Source organism: Psychrosphaera sp. 1_MG-2023 (assembly GCF_030548245.1).
Classification (GTDB): domain Bacteria; phylum Pseudomonadota; class Gammaproteobacteria; order Enterobacterales; family Alteromonadaceae; genus Psychrosphaera; species Psychrosphaera algicola.
Genome location: NZ_JAUORW010000031.1, coordinates 1 through 19882, shown reverse-complemented (window position 1 = coordinate 19882; position 19882 = coordinate 1). Strand labels below are relative to the sequence as shown.

At 39.0% G+C, this 19882-nt stretch carries 17 protein-coding genes; 9 read left to right on the top strand and 8 right to left on the bottom strand.

What is annotated here, in order from left to right; translation table 11 throughout:
• The first annotated feature begins 292 nt into the window (after positions 1–292).
• Positions 293–1834, top strand: coding sequence for a diguanylate cyclase (locus Q4575_RS18910; RefSeq protein WP_303523866.1), 1542 nt, complete (start codon positions 293–295; stop codon positions 1832–1834).
• Positions 1835–1927: 93 nt separating this feature from the next.
• Here the strand turns inward: Q4575_RS18910 and Q4575_RS18905 are convergent, their stop codons facing one another.
• On the bottom strand, positions 1928–3709 hold the full coding sequence (locus Q4575_RS18905) for a DUF4153 domain-containing protein (protein WP_303523865.1): 1782 nt from the start codon (positions 3707–3709) through the stop codon (positions 1928–1930).
• A 124-nt stretch (positions 3710–3833) separates the two neighbouring features.
• Positions 3834–4259 (bottom strand): Rrf2 family transcriptional regulator, encoded by a 426-nt coding sequence (locus Q4575_RS18900; protein ID WP_272179458.1) that lies wholly within the window; start codon positions 4257–4259, stop codon positions 3834–3836.
• A gap of 113 nt (positions 4260–4372) precedes the next feature.
• Between Q4575_RS18900 and Q4575_RS18895 the strand changes: the two genes are divergently transcribed.
• The 3 genes from Q4575_RS18895 (at position 4373) to Q4575_RS18885 (ending at position 7558) form a co-directional block, all read left to right on the top strand.
• Positions 4373–5575, top strand: coding sequence for an NnrS family protein (locus Q4575_RS18895; RefSeq protein ID WP_303523864.1), 1203 nt, complete (start codon positions 4373–4375; stop codon positions 5573–5575).
• A 234-nt stretch (positions 5576–5809) separates the two neighbouring features.
• Complete coding sequence (locus Q4575_RS18890) at positions 5810–6517, top strand: AraC family transcriptional regulator (RefSeq protein WP_303523863.1); 708 nt, start codon at positions 5810–5812, stop codon at positions 6515–6517.
• Positions 6518–6625: 108 nt separating this feature from the next.
• Positions 6626–7558 carry a DMT family transporter gene (locus Q4575_RS18885; protein WP_215962746.1) on the top strand — a complete coding sequence of 311 codons (933 nt, stop codon included), beginning with the start codon at positions 6626–6628 and terminating at the stop codon, positions 7556–7558.
• Positions 7559–7678: 120 nt separating this feature from the next.
• On the opposite strand, the gene Q4575_RS18880 is transcribed toward Q4575_RS18885, so the two are convergent.
• Entirely contained in the window at positions 7679–8110 is a 432-nt protein-coding gene (locus tag Q4575_RS18880; protein ID WP_215962747.1) for a hypothetical protein, read from the bottom strand.
• Between the two features lie 285 nt (positions 8111–8395).
• Between Q4575_RS18880 and Q4575_RS18875 the strand changes: the two genes are divergently transcribed.
• The 4 genes from Q4575_RS18875 to Q4575_RS18860 all read left to right on the top strand — a co-directional run bounded on the left by Q4575_RS18875 (position 8396) and on the right by Q4575_RS18860 (position 14725).
• Positions 8396–11311 (top strand): glycoside hydrolase family 2 TIM barrel-domain containing protein, encoded by a 2916-nt coding sequence (locus Q4575_RS18875; protein ID WP_303523862.1) that lies wholly within the window; start codon positions 8396–8398, stop codon positions 11309–11311.
• Positions 11312–11496: 185 nt separating this feature from the next.
• On the top strand, positions 11497–12063 hold the full coding sequence (locus Q4575_RS18870) for an alpha-L-fucosidase (RefSeq protein ID WP_303523861.1): 567 nt from the start codon (positions 11497–11499) through the stop codon (positions 12061–12063).
• Between the two features lie 42 nt (positions 12064–12105).
• Positions 12106–13173, top strand: a complete 1068-nt coding sequence (locus Q4575_RS18865) for an alpha-L-fucosidase (RefSeq protein ID WP_303523860.1) — start codon at positions 12106–12108, stop codon at positions 13171–13173.
• Positions 13174–13357: 184 nt separating this feature from the next.
• The gene (locus Q4575_RS18860) at positions 13358–14725 is read left to right on the top strand and encodes a sulfatase-like hydrolase/transferase (protein ID WP_303523859.1); all 1368 of its coding nucleotides are present in this window, start codon (positions 13358–13360) and stop codon (positions 14723–14725) included.
• A gap of 11 nt (positions 14726–14736) precedes the next feature.
• Here Q4575_RS18860 and Q4575_RS18855 read toward each other — a convergent pair whose 3' ends face one another.
• Together Q4575_RS18855 and Q4575_RS18850 are read right to left on the bottom strand one after the other, a co-directional pair.
• Positions 14737–15465, bottom strand: coding sequence for a transposase (locus Q4575_RS18855; RefSeq protein ID WP_303523857.1), 729 nt, complete (start codon positions 15463–15465; stop codon positions 14737–14739).
• An 89-nt stretch (positions 15466–15554) separates the two neighbouring features.
• Positions 15555–16196: a hypothetical protein gene (locus tag Q4575_RS18850; protein ID WP_272179443.1), complete on the bottom strand. Its 642-nt coding sequence runs from the start codon at positions 16194–16196 to the stop codon at positions 15555–15557.
• Between the two features lie 322 nt (positions 16197–16518).
• Here Q4575_RS18850 and Q4575_RS18845 point away from each other — a divergent pair, with 322 nt between their 5' ends.
• A complete protein-coding gene (locus Q4575_RS18845) occupies positions 16519–16905 on the top strand; it encodes a DUF2306 domain-containing protein (protein WP_303523856.1) in 387 nt (128 codons plus the stop codon).
• 371 nt (positions 16906–17276) lie between these two features.
• On the opposite strand, the gene Q4575_RS18840 is transcribed toward Q4575_RS18845, so the two are convergent.
• The 3 genes from Q4575_RS18840 to Q4575_RS18830 form a co-directional block, all read right to left on the bottom strand.
• Positions 17277–18200, bottom strand: coding sequence for a hypothetical protein (locus Q4575_RS18840; RefSeq protein ID WP_215964926.1), 924 nt, complete (start codon positions 18198–18200; stop codon positions 17277–17279).
• Positions 18201–18275: 75 nt separating this feature from the next.
• Entirely contained in the window at positions 18276–18995 is a 720-nt protein-coding gene (locus Q4575_RS18835; RefSeq protein WP_303523855.1) for a hypothetical protein, read from the bottom strand.
• 89 nt (positions 18996–19084) lie between these two features.
• Positions 19085–19882, bottom strand: a 798-nt coding sequence (locus tag Q4575_RS18830) for an IS3 family transposase (RefSeq protein ID WP_303523854.1), incomplete at its 5' end; no start/stop codon positions are given.

The following is a 19882-nucleotide window of genomic DNA, read 5'->3' as shown; positions in this document are numbered from 1 at the left end:
TCATCTAATGGTTAGAGGTTTAGTTTGTACTTTGCCTGAATTAACCTAAAGTTAGATTAAGTCATTAAAATGAATAAAAATAGCAATCCAACGCTTGGTAACACGATCCAAATATAGGTAATTGCCTAAAATTAAAAAGTCATTTAATTTCAATTAGAAATCAAACTAGAAAAAATAGCATAACAAACCAAATCAAAAACTTACGTTAATCTATAAAACTACGTCAAACTTTACGTTATTATATACAAGTTACACTCAGTGAAATTGGATATATTACTAAAATGAAATACAAATGCTTGCTCTAGATATTCGTACTCTGCTCGTTGTAACTGCGCTCACCTCGACGATTGCCTCAGGTGCATTATTTGCCTTGTGGCGAGCTCAGGTAAAGCAAAATGGATCTGGCTATTGGGCTGCTGGGATGTTTTGTGTTGCTCTAGGAAGCATATTCATATCTGGCCGTTATAAACTGCCGGATTTTATTTCTGTTGTTTTGGCCAACACGCTTTTTGTTGTTGGATTTGTGCTTTTTCTACGGGGGATTTGTATCTTTACCGAACGCCCATCCAAAATGTTGGTCAATTATTCTCTCACACCAATTGCTATGGCGCTCTTTTATTACTTTTATTATATAAGCCCTGATATAAATATAAGAATTGCTGTACTTTCAACAGCCTTTGGCATTACTTGTTTTACAATTGTTACCACTTTATTGAAGGAAAAAAACGCGCCTTGGCGTACAGCAGGATACGCTGTTGCGATAGTCTTTGGCATGTTTGGACTGTTCCACAGTTTGCGCGGTGCAATTGCATTAGCTTTACCCTTTAACACCTCTTTAATGCAAGACAGTATTTCCACAAGTATTGTATTTTTAGTCGGCATTTTTATGTTAGCCGGAATTACCATTACGTTAATTTTATTAGTTTATACCAGCTTAGAGTCCAAGTTTAAGATAGTATCACTTGCCGTCGACCAATCCGCTTCATCGATAATGATCACGGATAACAAAGGAATTATCGAATATGTTAACTCCGCATTTTCAAAAAATACTGGCTACTTAGAGAGTGAAATTACTGGTAAAAAGCCTAAGTTATTAGGCGCTGAAAACACGCTTTCTAAAGTGAACAAAGATATATGGAAAACAATTAAGACAGGAAATACATGGCGTGGTGAATTTCAAAATCGCAGAAAAAATGGCCAAGTTTATTGGGAACTCACCACGATAACGCCTGTAAAACAAAATAATGGACAAGTTAGCCACTACGTTGCTGTGCAAGAAGATATAACCGCATTAAAGGAAGCCGAAGCACGCATCCTTCATCTAGCTTACCATGATGTTCTAACGGGGTTGCCTTCTAGGCGACTTTCAATGGACCGATTATCAAGTGCACTCACTGTTGCTAAGCGTAATAAAACCAAAGTGGCAATGATGTTTGTCGACCTAGATGGATTCAAAGCGATTAATGATACCTTTGGCCATGATGCTGGCGACAAAGTTCTGAAAGAGACAGCTAGTCGACTGCAGGCCGTCGTAAGGGAGGTTGACACAGTTGGACGCGTTGGTGGTGACGAGTTTTGGGTTATTCTTACCAATGTCGATGACCAAAAAATCATATCAAATATTGCCGATAAAATTGTAAAATCGGTGTCTACCCCTTATCAATTTAATGATGCGTTAGCAAAAGTCACGGCCAGTATTGGTATATCGGTTTACCCTGACCACACTTTAGATGCTGAAGAACTTGTTAAACAAGCTGATCACACCATGTATAAAATAAAACAGCATGGAAAAAATGACTTTGAATTTGTTAAACAACTTGAGCCAGCTAGTTGATACCAATAATGCCAAGCGCTAAGCTTTAATTTCGATAAATTCGTTGGAAGCATCCAATCGCAACGGAATACCCATCAAGATTAAGCTTGTTCATCAATTGGCATCTATATGAATACCGTCGAGTTTAATGACTTTGTATTTTGATTCTGACAGCTGTATTTCTAGATTTTGCAAGCTGTAAGCTAAATCCTTATTGTCTGGCACGTCGATTCGAATAATCCGATTTTCCCAACCTTTCTCAGTGTTGGTCCAAAGTTTGCCTCGATAATAACCATTTTGATCACCAATGGTCAGCATCTCCGGTGTGCCATCTTGATCCAAGTCGATAGAAATACGATATTCAACGTTAGTCCACCCGTTAAAGTAATTATCTTTATTGTTGATATAAGCCAATAAATCTGGATTAAATGCGTCCTTATTTGGCCAATATACTATTTCGACTTCTGGCTCTGCCTCGCCGACTTTATTGCGGTTGTCTTTGCTTACCCTCTTTTTAATATAGCGATATTGTTTGTCTATTACGACGGCAATTTCGGGGTCGGATTGAGCGATTTCTGTTTTTAACTGCTGCATGGCTAAATAACCAGGTCGACCTAATGAACGACTAAAGTAACGAATGTCGAGGTCTTTTAATAGGACTTCACCGCTATAATATCTGGCCATTTGGCTATCGCTTGATATCGCTTTAAAGTTTAATAAAGGAGAGTTCACCAATAATACAAATGCAAGTACAACCAAACCCATTACAACGTTTACTTTGCTTTGAATAACCAACCAATTATCACGCAACCTAACAATACCAATGAAGTAACCGGCCACAAAACAACTAAGAATAAACCAAACGCTTAATGCCCATAGCCGATCCGGTGTCAATCCATATTGGTCAATTCGAACTATTATTCCGTAAACCGAAATGACCGAATAAACCGGTAAAATGGCCACACCAATCAAGATAAAACGGTGCACTATAAAATGGTACGGTTTGTTGTCGTTCCCTTTATGGTAAATGGCGTTAACAAAAAATAAACTCAGTGCAATAAGCCATAGTAATAAGAAACTGCCAGACTTTGTCTGCCATAAATTATCTAATCCAGTAAAAGGTAAGGTAATCAAAAAACCTAATGAAACAAAAATTAAAACCGGCAATAAAAACGTCATTAATGTTTGTAAAATGGTGGAAATATTGTCAGTAAGGTAACCGATTATACGAAAAATATAGATGGCAAATGCCGACGCGAGTGTAAGAACGGGCAGCCAAAACCACTCTTCCATTAGCAACTCGCTAAATAACTTAATACCGAGTAAATCAAACAGTGCCGCACCTAAATGCAAAATACCAAAAAATATAGACATGAAAATAAGGGTAAGGACAAAAATAATCGCATTACGCCACGACGCAGAAAATAAAGACTCGTAATTTACCCTTTGATTATTTACCAATAATTTCATATACATAATTGCTTTAAAGCAAGCTATCAGAATCGCAAATGTAAAAACAAACAAACTGCTACCTAATGAAGGAAAGGCACTATATTGATGACTGGTATACGCCCCTAACGCTGAGATAAATAGAGTAAAAGGCAGTAAATATTTAATAATGGCTTTGTAGTCGTGTTTACTTGCCGTTAATATAAACAAGCTTGGGAAACTGATAAAAAATGTCACAAGAGCGACAAGCCAGATTAAATCACTGCCTGGCCAAAAGCCCAAATCAACGCTTTTATATAAATAGGCCAGTGTAAGGCCCTGAAGCAAGGCAATAATAGCGATAGATATTCGAGATAGCTGAGCGCCGTAATAGGCAGTCTCTTCTTGTTTTAAATGGCTATTTCCCGCAATATCATGGCCAGAAAATGAAGAATGTTCTTTAGTCATATTAACAACTCCTTGTGTACTTTTAACTAAATTGGCTTTGTTTAAAAAGGGATTTTATGAGGAACTATGTTTACCACATTATATCGTTCATCGTAATTTGGGAAGGACTATAAGTGCACGACCTCTACACCAAAATTCGCAATAATGGCTTTTGCTCTTCAAGTAACAGATCAGACAAATAATATGCCTGTAAACTGGTCACAAAGGCTTGCGTGGCGTCTGCAAATATTCCTTTAAGTTTACAAGCAGGCGAAATACAACATGGCGGTTTATCACATTCCACGACGCGCATGGTATTTTCTAATAACAGTACCATATCACCAATATTAATTTGCTCTGGAGCTTGGTTTAAAAACATGCCCCCGCCTTTTCCCCTTTGTGTTTGAATAACTTTTGCTTTGCCTAATTGATGAACAATTTTATTCAAATTATTTCGAGAAATCCCGTACGTTTGACTAATTTCATCGATGCTCGCCTTATGTCCAGCGGGCAGCAAAGCCAGATAGATTAGAGTTCGTAAGCCATAATCTGTATATCGTGTAAGTTGCATTAGGATGACCTTGATTTATTTGCCCTATGATTGACACAATTAAATGATACATTTAATATGCACCTTTTAAAAGATACATATTATATGTACCTTAAATCAATTGGACTGCAACAATGAATATTTCTGATCTGAGTGTAGAACAAAACATCCCTGCGATTTGGCGACAAGCGTTTAGGCCGTTATTTTTAATCGGGACTTTATTTGCCATTGTTTCAATGGCGCTTTGGGCATTGTTTTTAAATGGAAATATTTCATTATCACCTTATGGCGGACCGCTTTTTTGGCATGCACATGAAATGTTGTTTGGGTTTGTCGCCGCCATTATCGTCGGCTTTTTACTTACAGCAGTGCAAAACTGGACGGGATTACGTGCAACACATGGAAAGCCGCTAGCAGCTCTTGTGACATTATGGCTTGCAGGTCGCATTTTGATCTTAACCAATATATCGCCCTTTCCATGGTTAACAGCTCTAGTCGACATTAGCTTTTTAGTAGTTTCAGCCGTCTTTATGGGCCAGTTAGTATTTAAAGTGAAGCAATACCGCAACATGATATTTTTACCGGTACTTCTGCTCTTGGTCATAGGAAATTCGCTCACTCACTTATCCGTATTAAACCAGAACCCAGCGTTTTACATTTGGGGAGCGCATAGTACCGTAATGACGATAACCTTAATCATCACAATTATTGCTGGCCGCGTATTACCTATGTTTACCGCTAATGGTACACAGACTGAAAAAGTACCTAATTTAGCCAATCTCGAAACCGCAGTAATTGGTTCTACGTTATTTTTGGCTTTATTGTATCTAACCAATTTATCCTCAACCTTACCAAACATGGTCACGGCACTTGTATTCGTTTTTGCGGCCTGTAGCCATGCAATTAGAGCAATGCGTTGGCGACCACAGGTAACTTTGGGTACGCCTCTTGTTTGGTCATTACACTTATCTTATTGGTTTATACCCGTTAGCTTTGGATTATTTGCCTTGCATAAAGCAGGCGTAAACATAACAGCGTCTACCGCTTTACACGGATTAACGGCAGGTGCGATTAGCTCTATAATATTAGCGATGGTAGCGAGAATTTCATTAGGTCATACCGGCAGAACATTAACGCCCCAATGGGTAATGAAGTATGCTTTTATGTTAATTATTTTTGCGGCAGTAAGCCGAATTTGTGCCCAGCATTTACAAGCTAACATTAGTATAAACATCTATCTCATTGCCGCAGGATGTTGGATCTTAGCTTATCTGTGTTATGTCATATTTTACTGGAAAATTTTAACTAGTCCTCGACCTGACGGCCGCCCAGGATAATGAAAGGATAACGTCCGGATAATGCTAGAATAGCGGTCATCAAAGAGAATATAAGCTGCAAATAGCTAAACAGCATGTTCTCAACACCGGATCTAGATGTGGCTAAATACCCTTCTAGTTACGGCTATACATTCTAAAATAGTTAATTATAAAACGAATGTTTTACTTTAGTTCTCAATCTTTTAATATGGAAATTCAACTATCATCAGGCTGCGTTTACCGTTTTCTATCATTATGAAAAATCACCTTTCAATAAGGTCCTACAGTACTAAACCTGTGCGTCATACTCACCAATTTAACCAATTGGTTTTGCCACTGCGTGGCGTGATTAGCATTGACGTAGGCCACTTTAATGGCAAAGTATCGCCTGGTGAGTGTGTTGTGGTTAAAGCTAACGAATCGCATTTATTTACCGCAAATTCTGAAGCCCGTTTTGTTGTCGCAGATATCGACCAACTACCAGACAATATTGCAGCGTCGCAAATTAAAGTATTCGCAATTAGTACACCACTTGTTAAATATTTAAGTTTTATTGAAAGCCAGCTTGAAAACAAAATTAACAATCAATTAGAGCAGACTATGTCTGATATGTTTTTCTTGTTACTCGCCCAACAAACTCTATTACCGAAATTAGATAACCGTATTAACAAAGCCATAGCTTTTATTACTAACAACATTGCAAGCCCCCTCACGATTACCTGTTTAGCGCAAACCGCTTATTTAAGTGAAACCCAATTTAAAAAGTTGTTCAAACAACAAACATCTATGACCGTAATGAACTATGTAACTAAAGTTCGAATGGAAAAAGCCCAGGCGTTATTAACTCACACCGACTACCCCATGCAAATTGTTGGTGAAATGGTAGGTTACAATGAACTGTCAGCATTTAGCCGAAAATTTTCTCAATACTTTGGTTTGTCCCCCACCAAGTTTAAAAAATAACGAAGTCGTAATTGCTAACCAATGCGTCCGAATGGTTAAAACAAATGGTTTATTCAGACTTATGATTTGTGCTGTATTTTTTTACTTTCATTACTTTTAGGTCATTACGTGAATAGACAACACACAAGCTTTACTGGAATTTTAGCCATTATTATCGCCAGCTTTTTGTGGGGCACAACGGGCACGGTCGCTAGCTATTCACCAGACACTAGTCCTTTAGCAATTGGCGCCTTTTCAATGGGTATTGGTGGCCTATTACTTGTCATTAATGCCCACAAAAACCTCTTAATTGACGCTAAGCTGATGTTTAATCAACCTATCGTATTACTTTTTGGTGCAGCCTGCGTGGCAATTTACCCGTTGGCTTTTTACACGTCGATGCGGCTGACTGGCGTTGCTATTGGTACCGTTGTTTCTATTGCAACTGCTCCGTTTTTTGCAGCTATCCTAGACCGTCTGATAAGTAAAAAACATATCACTAAACAATGGTTAATAAGCTTTATTGTCGGAGCCGTTGGCATCGCACTTTTAACCTTAGGCCGCGCAAAAAATGAGACTTTGCAGACAAGTGACTTTAGTCAATTGATAGGGATAATATTGGGTTGCATTGCCGGTCTAACTTACGCAGGCTATTCTTGGGCAGCTAGACGTTTAATTGAAACAGGTGCAAAGTCTCAATCGGCGATGTCGGGTCTATTTGGACTTGCCTCTTTAGTACTTTTACCTTCATTGTGGTTTACCGGAGATAACCTATTTGCCAGCGCAACCAATATTTCAGTTGCACTTTATATGGCTATTATTCCAATGTTTTTAGGATATGTATTATTTGGGTATGGATTAACCTTTATTGATGCGAGTAAAGCAACCTTGATTACTTTGATAGAACCTTTAGTCGCGACAATATTGGCCGTCAGTATTTTAGGCGAGCAGTTTAACGCCATCGGCTGGATAGGTGCGCTTTTAGTCACTTTGTGTTTATTAATGCAGACTCTTAAAACTAAAAAACACCAAACATTGAACGCTCAAAACCTGTATTCCTGACGCCAATAGTGAAAACAAAAAGGATAAGCGCTGACAGCCAGCAATATAATATCGGCGTCTGCCAGCGCTTGTCTTTACATTTGGGTATGGTTACCTTTTACGTTCTAAACGTGTTCGCTATTACTTTAATACCGTGACATGACCGCGGTGTTTTCCTTTTGTTTTAGCCGCCGTATTTGTGATCACACACTTCGTTTCTCTTTTTTCGAGCGTCACACACTTATAATAAACATCAAAAAATGAGTCTACTGGTTTAGTTTTACCGTCCCTACTGGAAAGCCAACTGCGAACAGCGACACTAGACGAATAGCTCATGCTTCCATCTTCCATGCCTCTGTGGGACGACGAACTCATCGATACTACTTTAGTTTCAACAGGTTTAACCCCTGAACCAGGCGTGACGACTCGACTAGAGACCTTCAGTTGGGGCGCCTCACTGGCTGTGTCATAAGTTACGTCAAAAAAGACGTCAAAAAAAGAATCGGCGATGACAGGACTGGCGAATACAATCGACAGACATAGAGTTGTGATTTTACATATAGATTTACGCATAGCGACACCTTTAAAGTAAGTTAACTCAAATTAAGTTTAGTTGCTTTTTAAAAGCTTGCATTGGCTTTGACAAATATCATTGTAAACCACCGATGTTTAGCAACTTAATCTAGGCAAAAGGCAACAACCTGCGAAGGTATTTTTGGATTTGATGTTTCTTTACGAGATATTATTACGTTTTTTCACTTGGTAATTGTTACATATAATACGACACCAAAATTTAACATAGAAAGTGATTAACAATAACTTCAGCGCTAAGTTCAGTTAATAAATCAGGACAAAAATATGAGTTCATCTTTATCTACCCGATCTAAATATTGGGCATTATTTTCACTGTCTCTAATGTACTTCTCATGTTTGACTCATGCCGAATTTATTGTCGATGGCCCTGGACATCAAGTCACCGACGGGAGAACAACGATATCATTAAATGGGCAATGGAAATTTGCCACGGATGTTAAAAATAATGGTGTGTCATTAGGATTTAAAAACGAAAAGTTTAATGACAAAAAATGGGACACAATTGACGTACCTGGCAGTTGGAGTTTATACGACAATTATGCCAATTATGTCGGTGACGCTTGGTATCGGCGCACTGTTAACAAACCGAGTTATACAGATGATGAACGTGTCTTATTAAGGTTTGAGGCCGCTTATTACGACACCGATGTGTGGTTTAATGGTCATTTCCTTGGTAATCATAAAGGCGGCTATACCCCGTTTGAGTTTGACGTTACTGAGTTATTGCAACAAACCAATACAATTGCGGTTAGGAATGATAATACCTATAGCGTTGGTGCTTGGTATTATTGGGGAGGTCTGACCCGAGATGTAAGTTTAATTGTCGATTCTGCGGTGAGAATTGTTCGTCAAAAGTTTGTTGCTGAGCCTGACTTAATTAGTGGGCAGGCACACATCAAGACCGAAGTAACAATTGAAAACATGTCAAAAACGGACCGCACCGTACAAATATCTGGTGACTTCTCTGATCTTAACGATAATAGAGCGACTGCGGTTCCGTTTACCACTCAATTTGACCAATCAAATTCAATAGACATACCCGCTGGCCAAACACGCTCCCTGAGCCTTTCCGCGACACTTAATGCCAGTCAATACAAACTTTGGCATTTTGATCACCCCAATTTATATCGCAGTAATGTACAAATTAGCCCCGGCAACTATAGAGTCTCTGATCGCGTAGGCATTCGTAAAATTGAACTGCGTGGGACTGACTTCGTATTAAATGGTGAAAAGGTAAGGTTGAACGGTTATAACCGAGTTTCTGATGACCGAGCACATGGTTCAGTAGAACCCCTGCATGTTATCCGTCGAGATATGGATCGAATGAAAGCGGCTGGGGCCAATTTATCTCGAATTATGCATTATGGGCAACACCCTGCACTGCTCGATTATGCCGATGAAAAAGGCATGCTGTTAACGGTCGAAGTTCCCGTTTGGGGAAAAAAAGCGGATCTGTCTATCGCAAGTAACGCGCAAGTCTACAAAGATATCGATGAATTATTGCAACGAGATTGGAATCACGCCTCGATATTTGCATGGTCGGTCGCCAACGAAATAAAAAGCAGCAATGACACCGGCAGAACGTTTGTTCGTACCATGATGGATTATATTCGCAATCAACATGACACAACTCGGTTTCTAACGTTTTCAACCAATAATGACGTTGTTCCCGCCGAAGCATCACAGTACACGGATTTTGTAAGCCGAAACAGTTATCAAAATTTCGAAAAAAAATCACTGCAAAGCCATAAGTCATTCCCAAACAAGCCCGTTTTCATCTCAGAATATAGCCCCGATGGATTTGTCTACCCTACCTCTAGAGAAAGGTTAAATCACACAACTGGCGCTGATGGTATTATTAAAAAATACCAAAAACAGCCCTGGGTTATGGGCACATCTGTGTGGGCATATAATGATTATCGTTCGACTTATAGAGGAACATCGACCAATGGTTTCAGAGGTTGGGGTTTACAAAATGCCTGGGGGGATTTAAAAAATGCATACTTCCAGATGCAAAAAGCAATGTCAGCCGTACAAGGGCTAACAGCGGTTTCAACCGATACAGGAACCCAAGTCACCTTTAATGCCAAATCCCTCGAAGAATTACCTGCATTCGCCTTAAAAGGCTACAAAATAGTGGTGCAAGGTATCGATAAAAAAGGCCAAGTGGTTGGTGGAAAAGTCGAAAATTTGCAAGACATAATCCCCGGAAGTGGTCAATATAATATAAATATTCAATGGCACAAAAATGGCCTAAACCTAGTTACAGAACGGGTTAGTCTATTAACTCCCACTGGCTACGAAGTAGATGTTACCCGCGTACCTGTTGCCAAACCTAGTACGCCATATGTGCGCCAGATCATCGCCTCAAGTAATTCGATTCGGGTAATATTTGACCATGTATCCGGAGCTAACCAATACGAATTGAGTTTAATAGATGGCAATTTGCTGGATGGGAAGCTAAAAGAAAGCACTGTTCACGTAACCACTAAACAAGAGACCTTTCTTGAAATATCAGGGTTAAAACCTAATCAGCCATATACGTTTAGATTAAAAGCAACAAATTCAGTTGGCGCTACACAGTCAAAGATCACGACTCATACCTTAGTAACCAAAACTGAAATGGCTCCAATCATCCAAGCCGCGATCCCTGTTTCAAACGATTTGATGGTTGGTTTTATTGGTGGCGAACTTCAGACATCTTGGGATATAGAAGTTGCCAGCGCTTCTGATGAACACATAATTAAACGTCAAAACACAACAGTGAAAGGCGCATCACGAGTACGAGGCTTACCTACAAATATCAAACAAAAAGTTCGTGTGCGTGGCGTTAGTGAGTCAGGCGATAAAACCGTTTGGTCCCAGTGGTTGTATTTTACCATCGCGGATAAAAACACCAAACCACAACCTCCTGAACTTAAAGGTGTACTTGCTGGTGAAAACGCCGTTGCGCTTGTAATATCGCCCCACCCTCAAGCTGAATATTACACAGTTAAACTCGAAGGCAATGACCATGAAGTTATTAAAAAACTGAAGTTTAGTGCTGTCGACCTTTTGCTAATTGATGGCCTTGTAGATACCAAAATCGACAAAATTTCCATCAGTGTGACAACACCAACCGGAACTTCCGATTTCGCACCGACTTCATGGGGTCCGACTTCATGGGGTCAGAGTCGCTGATAGTACTTCATGGAGTCAGAGTACTTCATGGGGTCAGAGTCGCTGATAGTAAAATTTTAAATCAGCGACGCTGTCCCCACTGGTTTAGGTTTAGGTTTAGGTTTAGGTTTAGGTTTAGGTTTAATTTTACGGATTTACAATTAACCTTTTGTTTATATAGGTAACTTAGCTATCAGGTGCTCTTAATGGAATATTGTAAACCTAAACATTGGCTCAAATACACTGCGGTTGTTTTGGCTTTCGGAACCGCTTTGAGCGGCTGTGCCCCACAAAAAAAGTACTTTAATGAGCCACAAAAACCCTATGATGGCAGCTGGGAGTCTTTACAAGAAATGCCTGTCCCTAAATGGTTTGATGATGGGAAAATAGGAATTTTCATTCATTGGGGGCCGTATAGTGTTGTAGGTGCCAAAAAAGGAGACAGAGGCTACGCTGAGCATTTTCCACGTCTAATGTATGACGAACCGGATTATTATTACCCGCTATTGGAACAACGTTTTGGTGCTCATCCTCCTGAGTTTGGTTACAAAGACATCATCGATCATTTTAAAGCCGAAAATTGGGATCCTGACCAATGGGCTTCATTGTTTAAAGATGTCGGCGCGACTTATGTTGTATTTACCGCAGAACATCATGACGGTTGGGCGAACTGGGATTCAGATTTAACACCGTGGAATGCAATGGATAAAGGGCCGAATCGTGACTTGGTTGGAGATTTAGGAAAAGCTTTAAGAAAACAAGGTTTAAAATAAGCACCATCAACGCATCGCGAACGCTTACCTAACCACTTTAATTTGCGAGAACCTGGGGGAAAGACAAAGTTTACTGTAAATGGTGTTAGACGATCTGATATAGCTGAAGAGATCAGGCTTAATCCTGAAGCGGCCTTATTATATGGACCAACATCTTACTCAAAAGAGTTTGTGGATGACTATGTTGCAAGGTGGAAAGAAATTCAGGCGAAATATGACCCTGACTTTTTATGGATGGATGATTATCCAATTTTAACCCGCGATGGTAATAAGTCTAATTTATCTCGTAATAACACGAATCCGCCGCCACCAGAGTTTCGACCAGAAGTTCAGTATTTTTATGATCAAGTGCGATTAATGATCACTGACTTTATGAACGAAGCTGCGGCAAAAGGTAAGCAGGTTTACCTCAATAATAAAGGGGGTAACCCGAATTTTCCAGCGGGCGTTGGCGCATACGAAAAAGACAATTTGAGACTAAAAAGCATAGGCCCAAAATGGCAAAGTTGTACTACTTTTGGCACTTCTTTTGGCTATCTTGCAGCTGAAGAAAGAGAAGATTACCCATTTAAGAAAAAATCAGATAAAGAAGTGATCCATGAAATGATAGAAATTATCAGTCGTAATGGTAACTTCTTAATTAATATTGGGCCAAAAGCTGACGGTACGATCCCTAGTTGGCAAGTTCAACGTTTAAAAAATATGGGCACTTGGTTAAAGATCAACGGTGAAGCAATTTATGGTAGCCGTTATTGGAAACATACAGAGCAGAAAAAAGACAAATTGTACTTTACCGTTAAAGGTAATGACCTATTTGCTATTGCTGCGGAGCAACCAAATCACCCATTCACCATAAAAGGTACAAAAGGTTGGGCTGATTCTACCGTCAAACGCGTATCATTATTGGGATCTTCGAAACAAATAAAATGGCATTTAAATGGAAAAGGGTTGGTTATTGAGCCACCAAAAGATTTTGGAGAAAGCGAACATGCGTGGGTATTTAAGATTGAAACTGTAAATAATCAATTTGTACGTTCATCGTTGGATAAAGGCGTTGAAAGTATAAAAGATAATGAGATTCATTCCAAAGATTCAACAGATTACAATTAAACAACAAATGAACATTGATACCAACATACCGCGAGGGGTCAGTAATTGGCCCCTGACGATTTAATTATATTTAATATAGGGCGTTTCACGGCCATTAGGGTCCTCACTTGTCAGCCGATGTCTATAGCGCAAGAAAATCAGCGACTCTGACCCCACTGGTCGAACTTTGAAAGGAAATGAACGAATGAAAACCATATTAATAATCATTGCTAGTTTACTGTCAATTGCACAAACAAGCGCACAAGACATACAACCGGGTAAAACGAACATCATTATTATTATGGCCGATGATTTAGGCTACGGTGACTTAGGCAGTTATAACGGAAAACAAAAAACACCGAACTTAGATCAGTTAGCCAAAGAAGGTATGCGTTTTACCGATTTTCATTCAAGCGGCACAGTTTGCAGTCCAACTCGTGCAGGGCTTATTACTGGCCGTTATCAACATAAATCGAGTGTAGATGGAGTAGTAAACGCAGATCCTAAACATCCATCACATAGTTTTGGTGTTGATCCTAAAAGCCAAATAACGTTTCCAAGTTTAGTTAAATCTCAAGGTTACAAAACTGCATTGATCGGTAAATGGCATATTGGCTATCAGCAACGCTATCACCCAATGAATTTTGGTTTTGACCGTTTTGTTGGTTTTTTATCTGGAAATATTGATTACATTTCACATTATGACCGCCAGGGTACATTTGATTGGTGGCACAACAATGAACAAGTTAAAGAAGAAGGATACTCCACTCATCTTATTACGAAACACGCAACCGACTTCATTAACGCCAATAAAGAAAAACCGTTTGTATTATACGTTGCTCACGAGGCTGTACATGATCCCATGCAAGGCCCGAATTCACGTATACAACGAGGGCCTAATAAACAAAAACAAGATAAGAACATTAAGGCCAGTGACGTTTATAAAGAAGTCCTAACAGAGTTAGATATCAGTGTTGGAAAAATTGTCGAAACAGTTAAACGTGCAGGTATTAGTCACAATACGTTAATTTTATTTACGTCAGATAATGGACCAATGTCGCTGTCTTCAGCCGGTGTATTACGCGGTAAAAAAGGGAGTTTATTTGAAGGTGGTCACAGAGTGCCTACAATAGCTTGGTGGCCAAATAAAATTGAACAAAACACAGTTAACAACCAGTTAGCTACAACGTTAGATATTATGCCAACTATCTTATCGTTATCGGGCGCTAGTGTGCCTAAAGATCATCAACTAGATGGGATTGATCTTATTCCTACCTTTCTTGGGCAACAAGAAACAAAACGTGAATTGTTTTGGCGCAACGGTGGTTTAACGGTTAAAGCGACGAGCTTATTAACTAAAGATAAAAGTAAAGCGATGCGATCTGGAAAATGGAAGTTAGTAGTAAGCCCTTATTATAAAAAGTCGCAATTATATGATTTATCTAAAGATATTTCTGAACAGCATAATGTCGCTAAGGACCACCCAAAAATTGTAAAAGAAATGACGGCCAAAGTTAAAGCGTGGGAAGATAAAATCATTCCGTATTTACCTTATAAAATCATCTCAAAATAAGACCAATGGGGTCAGAGTCGCTGATATTCTCCCCCTTGTCTGTCCCTAAATTTTTTAGACTTTCTATCACCTCCCTTGGGCATTGGCGATGCCCTTCTTCCCGTTAACTGTTCCACCTGTTCTTTAAATTTATCATTGCCCAATACCCATGCTTTATCCGTAGAGTCTCTAATTTCAGCCAGTGACTTTTCTGGGATCTCGGAATTAAAAAGGAAGCGATAACGCCCTTGCCTCTGTTCGCTATTGCTGCCCAAAGCCAAGTAAGTTCTATGCTCAATCAGCATCTGAATTTTTTTGCCAACGGCGTTGTGTTGGTAGCTTGACCATGGATAATCAGCAGGATGACCTACAATGCTGGCTCTTACGGGATTAAGCTCAATATACCGGCTAACTAATAAGAAGTAATTCTCGGAGTCAACTAAAGTCGACTTATAACGCCCTTCCCACAGCGTGCCTGTTCGTTTATGTACATGATTAAAGTAACGAACGTAATAGCGCCCCAAAGATTGCATTAATTGGCTAATGCCTTTCTCTGTTGTTGGTGTCACTAATAAGTGAACATGATTAGTCATCAATACAAATGCGTGGATCTGCACTTTGTATTCTTCTGCGTAGTATCTAAGTTTTTCTAAATAAGCGACATAATCACTGCGTGTAACAAAAGTAACTTGTCTATTATTTCCTCTTTGCACCACATGTTGCGGAACATTTGCTAAATTTAATCTTGGCATCCGTGCCATAAATAATAACCTTTAATAATAAGTACGAATGTTAAGCCTAGCCGCTATCCTTCAAAAATCAACGAAGCTATTCTGAGCACATAGGTCTGCTATTCGCATTTATTTGTTGTGAGCATCTTTAAGTCTCGGTCGTTGGCTTCTTCAATAATGTCTATGTCTTCTAAAAACATGATGTACCCTTCTTGATTATCAACCTGAATAAATACATCAACTTCAAGCTCATCGAAGCCAGAAAAGTCACCAAAACATTGTGACTGCGTTGATATACCAAATGAACCACGTGGTTTTATGCCATTAGCTTTGTATTTTCGAACCAACGCCAGCGTGTCGGACATAGTTTGTGCATCTTCATCCGATAGACTCAATATTGTTAAACGCTCATCATCCCCAATGTCGTCTAACAAAATTGGCGCAAAACCCTTTTTATTTTCAGGTAAAACACGAACATTCATTTTTAGTGCTATGTCCAGAGGACCAAACTCATCGAGTTGCGATTTAGAGATACCGCTCGCTTTTTCCATTCCCTTGCTTTGAACATCCATACTAATTTGCACTGCACCGCTTTGGATATTGATGGCTTCATTTGTGCGAATTGCGACCTTTAGCTCATGGGGTTTTATATCAAGAGGCGAAAATTGACTCATTTTATACATGGTGCTAATCGGCATGCTCATGCATCCGTTCAAAATAAATGTTACTGCTGCGGTAAAAATTAATGCTTTGATTTTCATAAACATCCTTGCTTTAAATGGGTTTCAATTGAGTAAAATGAATTTCAATAAAATAAAATGGTTGTCAATAAAGTAGTGTGTAGACTGACAGCGTAACCATAAGTTCGCCAGTGATGACATTAAATTTACGCAAGACGATAACGGTTGCTCATTAACTTTGCACTTTCGGCTACAATTTTTAGAGCGTCGACAACAAGCGGTTCTGGATAGCAAGAACAGAACGACTTAAATTCGTGGTCCTTATTGTCAGTAATATCAGAACGTATTGAATGTAAAAGAGTAATCGTTTAATCTAATTTTAAACAAAAATGGATGACATATTTTGACATACATACAACTCGCATATTTACATCTAGCCACTGTAGTACCGGCTTTCTTTCTCGGGACATACATTTTATTTATTCAAAAAGGAACGCCAAAACACAAAATGTTAGGAAAGCTTTATGTGAGTTTTATGCTTGCAACCGCATTTATTACTCTGTTTATGCCAGCCGTTGTCGGCCCTACAATTTTAAACCACTTCGGGTTTATTCACTTATTAAGTGTCCTCGTGTTCGTAACCGTTCCATTAGCTATTTTAGCAATTCGAAAAGGCGATGTGGGTGCTCATAAAAGACATATGCTTGGCATGTATGTGGGCGCGCTATTAATAGCTGGCAGCTTAGCTATGATGCCAGGACGGATGATGCACACTTGGTTATTTACGTAAAGTTACGGCCAGTTAGAATAACATCACTGATGTTCTATTCACGTTATGCTCGATTATTATTTGCTTAAAATACATAAACTAAAACCTCATTCCTCGAGGGTATATAGTTAGCCGCGCCCAGGCGATATTTAGCACGGCTAACACATTACTAAAGAGATTATTAATTTCAGCGTCTCTGACCCCATTGGTCAGTGTTTTTGTAGGTAATTATAATTCTCTTGTTAATGCTATTAGAGCCAAAGAGCGCTGGAAAACATTGAATACGTTATTTGATCTGGATCGATGCAAAATTGAAGTTGGCTAATGTGAGTTTACAACACTGTATGTATTTGCGATTAGCGGTTTGTCAGACCGCTAATCTATAAACGCTATTAGTATTTTAAATCATCAATCCAATCTATAGAGTCCAGATATTCAATAGCTTCTTGTGACAATGGATTATCGGTTAAGCGTACAAAAGAAAGATTTGTATTCGGATCTAAATCAATTTCATTAATAAAATTATTTTGAAGTTGTAGGTGCGTAATTTTTGGCACGTACCCTAAATCAATGCTAGAGATTTTGTTTTGAAATAAAACTAATTCTTCCAAGCTAGGAAGGTCCAAATATACTTGATCCAGCTCACTGCTATGAATTGTAAGATTTTTTAGCTTATTTAGACCTTCAAGCATAACTGATTTCAATTTTGTGTATTTTAAGGTAATTTCTTCTAGGTTTTGATTTGCCGTAAGATCTAAACTTTCAATTGAAACTACTAAATCAAAAAGAAAAGAGTCAGAGCCATATGTGCCTATTGATAAACTTTCCAATGACTGTATATCGCCAATGTCTAAAGTTTCTAGTACTGTGTCTCGAATCGTTAAATCCTTTAGTTCTGGCAGGTTATCAAGGGAAACTTCGTTAACTTTATGTGAATTTTCTATTTTAAAAGTCTCTAAATTAGAAGAATTTTGTATTGTAAGCCTGCGAAGTTGCTCCGAAGAAATTACTGATAGTCTTTCGACATACAGAATGTTATCGAAGTTTACTTCATGAGCATCTAGTGAATGAAGGGCGACTCCTTTCAAATTTGGAAAGTGGTTTAAGTCTTGTAAATTTGAGTAACCATAGCCCCCTTTACAAAGAACCTCTGTTAACTCTTCTACCTTAGTAAAGCTCTCAGCTTCTGCTCGTTCTTTAATACAAGACTCAACTGATTCACTTACAAAGATTATATCTGCGATTAGTCCATCTTCCTTCGATGATTCGCAACCTAAAAGACTTACAATAAACAAAATGATCAAAATTTGTTTCATATATTAATCCTTAATTTTAAATGCAGTTAGGCATCTTAAATCAATGACCAACCGCAATAAATAATCCATATTCTATTAGTTTGAATAATACTCAATATTTTCGTCAAGATAACCTAGCGCTTCATCGAGCCTAGAGCCTTTGAAAATTTCCTTTGTTTCGTCTTCCCAATGGGCTTCTTTATTTTTTGCAGCTTGGAAGCCCAAATGACCAAAGTCTAAGTATCTATACCACTGCGTCTGGTTAGTGAACTTATTTGTTACTTTATAGTCCCAACAGATACTTCTAATCATTCCGCAAGAAGTGCTGTAAGAGGATATATTTACTAAGCCATCGACATAAGAGTCCGTTTCAGCAATCCTGCTTTCTAAACTGGCCTTTAACCCAATTAAATCATTTGCTACATCTTCTTCAGTCATATAGCCTTTTGTAGCTGCCTCTTCTAGCTCTGAAACTTTGTAACCAACCGCTACAGCGTAGTGCCCTGTCAAGTGCCTATGTTCAGTAGAGCCATCAGGAAAAAACGCATCATGCGTAAGAAGTTGATTAATTGATTGCGATAAATTGTATAACATACCAGCAGGATCAGAAGAGTCGTCCGAATACGCCACATAACTATTGACGTTGTAACTTACCTCGTCTATTTCCCCAACTAGTGAAGTCATAGCATCATGTGCAGATTGATCTAAAACTGTTGTAGTTACATGATTTTTTATTTCTTGAACTTGTGCATCAGCTAATCCATAAAAATTAATATTAAAGTTGAACTCTGCATTAACTAATCCAATATTCCCCATGTTGACACCTGTAATATTCCCTCCCTTATATAACGTGGGGGCTACATTGTCTATTCGAGTATTATAAATATCAGCGAATACTGTAGTGGTCAAGTTAAATTGGCCACGGTTTTATAGTTTAGCCAGTATCTTTTCTCTGACTCATTTGGTGCCAAACCGCCATTATGCTGATGCGGCCTAACTTGACTGTAATAGCCAATAATATATTTCGTGATATCTATCTTGGCTTCATTAAAACTACGATAGCCTACCGTTGGAACCCATTCTGTCTTTAGACTTCTGAAAAATCGCTCCATCGGTGCGTTGTCCCAGCAATTTCCGCGTCGGCTCATGCTTTGTGTTATCTGGTAACGCCACAGCCTCTGTCTGAATTTACGGCTTGTGTAATGACTGCCTTGGTCACTGTGAAACATCACGTTTTCAGGTCTGCCACGTAGCTCGTAAGCCATTGTTAGTGCTTTGACTGTTAATTCGCTGTCAGGTGAGTGTGACATTGCCCACCCAACAGGTTTTCGAGCGAACAAATCAATCACGACCGCTAAATAAGCCCAACGATTTCCTGTCCATATGTACGTCACATCGCCGCACCAGACTTGATTAGGCGCAGTTACATCAAACTGACGACCAAGCAAATTAGGTATTGCCACATGCTCCTTTGAGCCTTTCTTATAAGCATGTTGTGGTATCTGACAACTCACTAAATTAAGCTTTTTCATTAACTTAGTAGCCCGGTATCGACTCAACGTTACGTCACTTTCATCTTGTGTAATGATTTCACTGATTGTTCTGGCACCTGCGGAGCCACCGCTTAACTCATGAGCATTCTCAACCTTCTTTAGTAATACTTGATGCTCGACTGACGGCGAATTATCTCGTTTCAGCCAATA

What these genes read in the sequence shown, in the direction of transcription:
- Q4575_RS18910 (WP_303523866.1), top strand. Translation starts at nt 293, where the DNA reads ATGCTTGCTCTAGATATTCGTACTCTGCTCGTTGTAACTGCGCTCACC.
- Q4575_RS18905 (WP_303523865.1), bottom strand. Translation starts at nt 3,709, where the DNA reads ATGACTAAAGAACATTCTTCATTTTCTGGCCATGATATTGCGGGAAAT.
- Q4575_RS18900 (WP_272179458.1), bottom strand. Translation starts at nt 4,259, where the DNA reads ATGCAACTTACACGATATACAGATTATGGCTTACGAACTCTAATCTAT.
- Q4575_RS18895 (WP_303523864.1), top strand. Translation starts at nt 4,373, where the DNA reads ATGAATATTTCTGATCTGAGTGTAGAACAAAACATCCCTGCGATTTGG.
- Q4575_RS18890 (WP_303523863.1), top strand. Translation starts at nt 5,810, where the DNA reads ATGAAAAATCACCTTTCAATAAGGTCCTACAGTACTAAACCTGTGCGT.
- Q4575_RS18880 (WP_215962747.1), bottom strand. Translation starts at nt 8,110, where the DNA reads ATGCGTAAATCTATATGTAAAATCACAACTCTATGTCTGTCGATTGTA.
- Q4575_RS18875 (WP_303523862.1), top strand. Translation starts at nt 8,396, where the DNA reads ATGAGTTCATCTTTATCTACCCGATCTAAATATTGGGCATTATTTTCA.
- Q4575_RS18870 (WP_303523861.1), top strand. Translation starts at nt 11,497, where the DNA reads ATGGAATATTGTAAACCTAAACATTGGCTCAAATACACTGCGGTTGTT.
- Q4575_RS18860 (WP_303523859.1), top strand. Translation starts at nt 13,358, where the DNA reads ATGAAAACCATATTAATAATCATTGCTAGTTTACTGTCAATTGCACAA.
- Q4575_RS18855 (WP_303523857.1), bottom strand. Translation starts at nt 15,465, where the DNA reads ATGGCACGGATGCCAAGATTAAATTTAGCAAATGTTCCGCAACATGTG.
- Q4575_RS18850 (WP_272179443.1), bottom strand. Translation starts at nt 16,196, where the DNA reads ATGAAAATCAAAGCATTAATTTTTACCGCAGCAGTAACATTTATTTTG.
- Q4575_RS18840 (WP_215964926.1), bottom strand. Translation starts at nt 18,200, where the DNA reads ATGAAACAAATTTTGATCATTTTGTTTATTGTAAGTCTTTTAGGTTGC.
- Q4575_RS18835 (WP_303523855.1), bottom strand. Translation starts at nt 18,995, where the DNA reads ATGGGGAATATTGGATTAGTTAATGCAGAGTTCAACTTTAATATTAAT.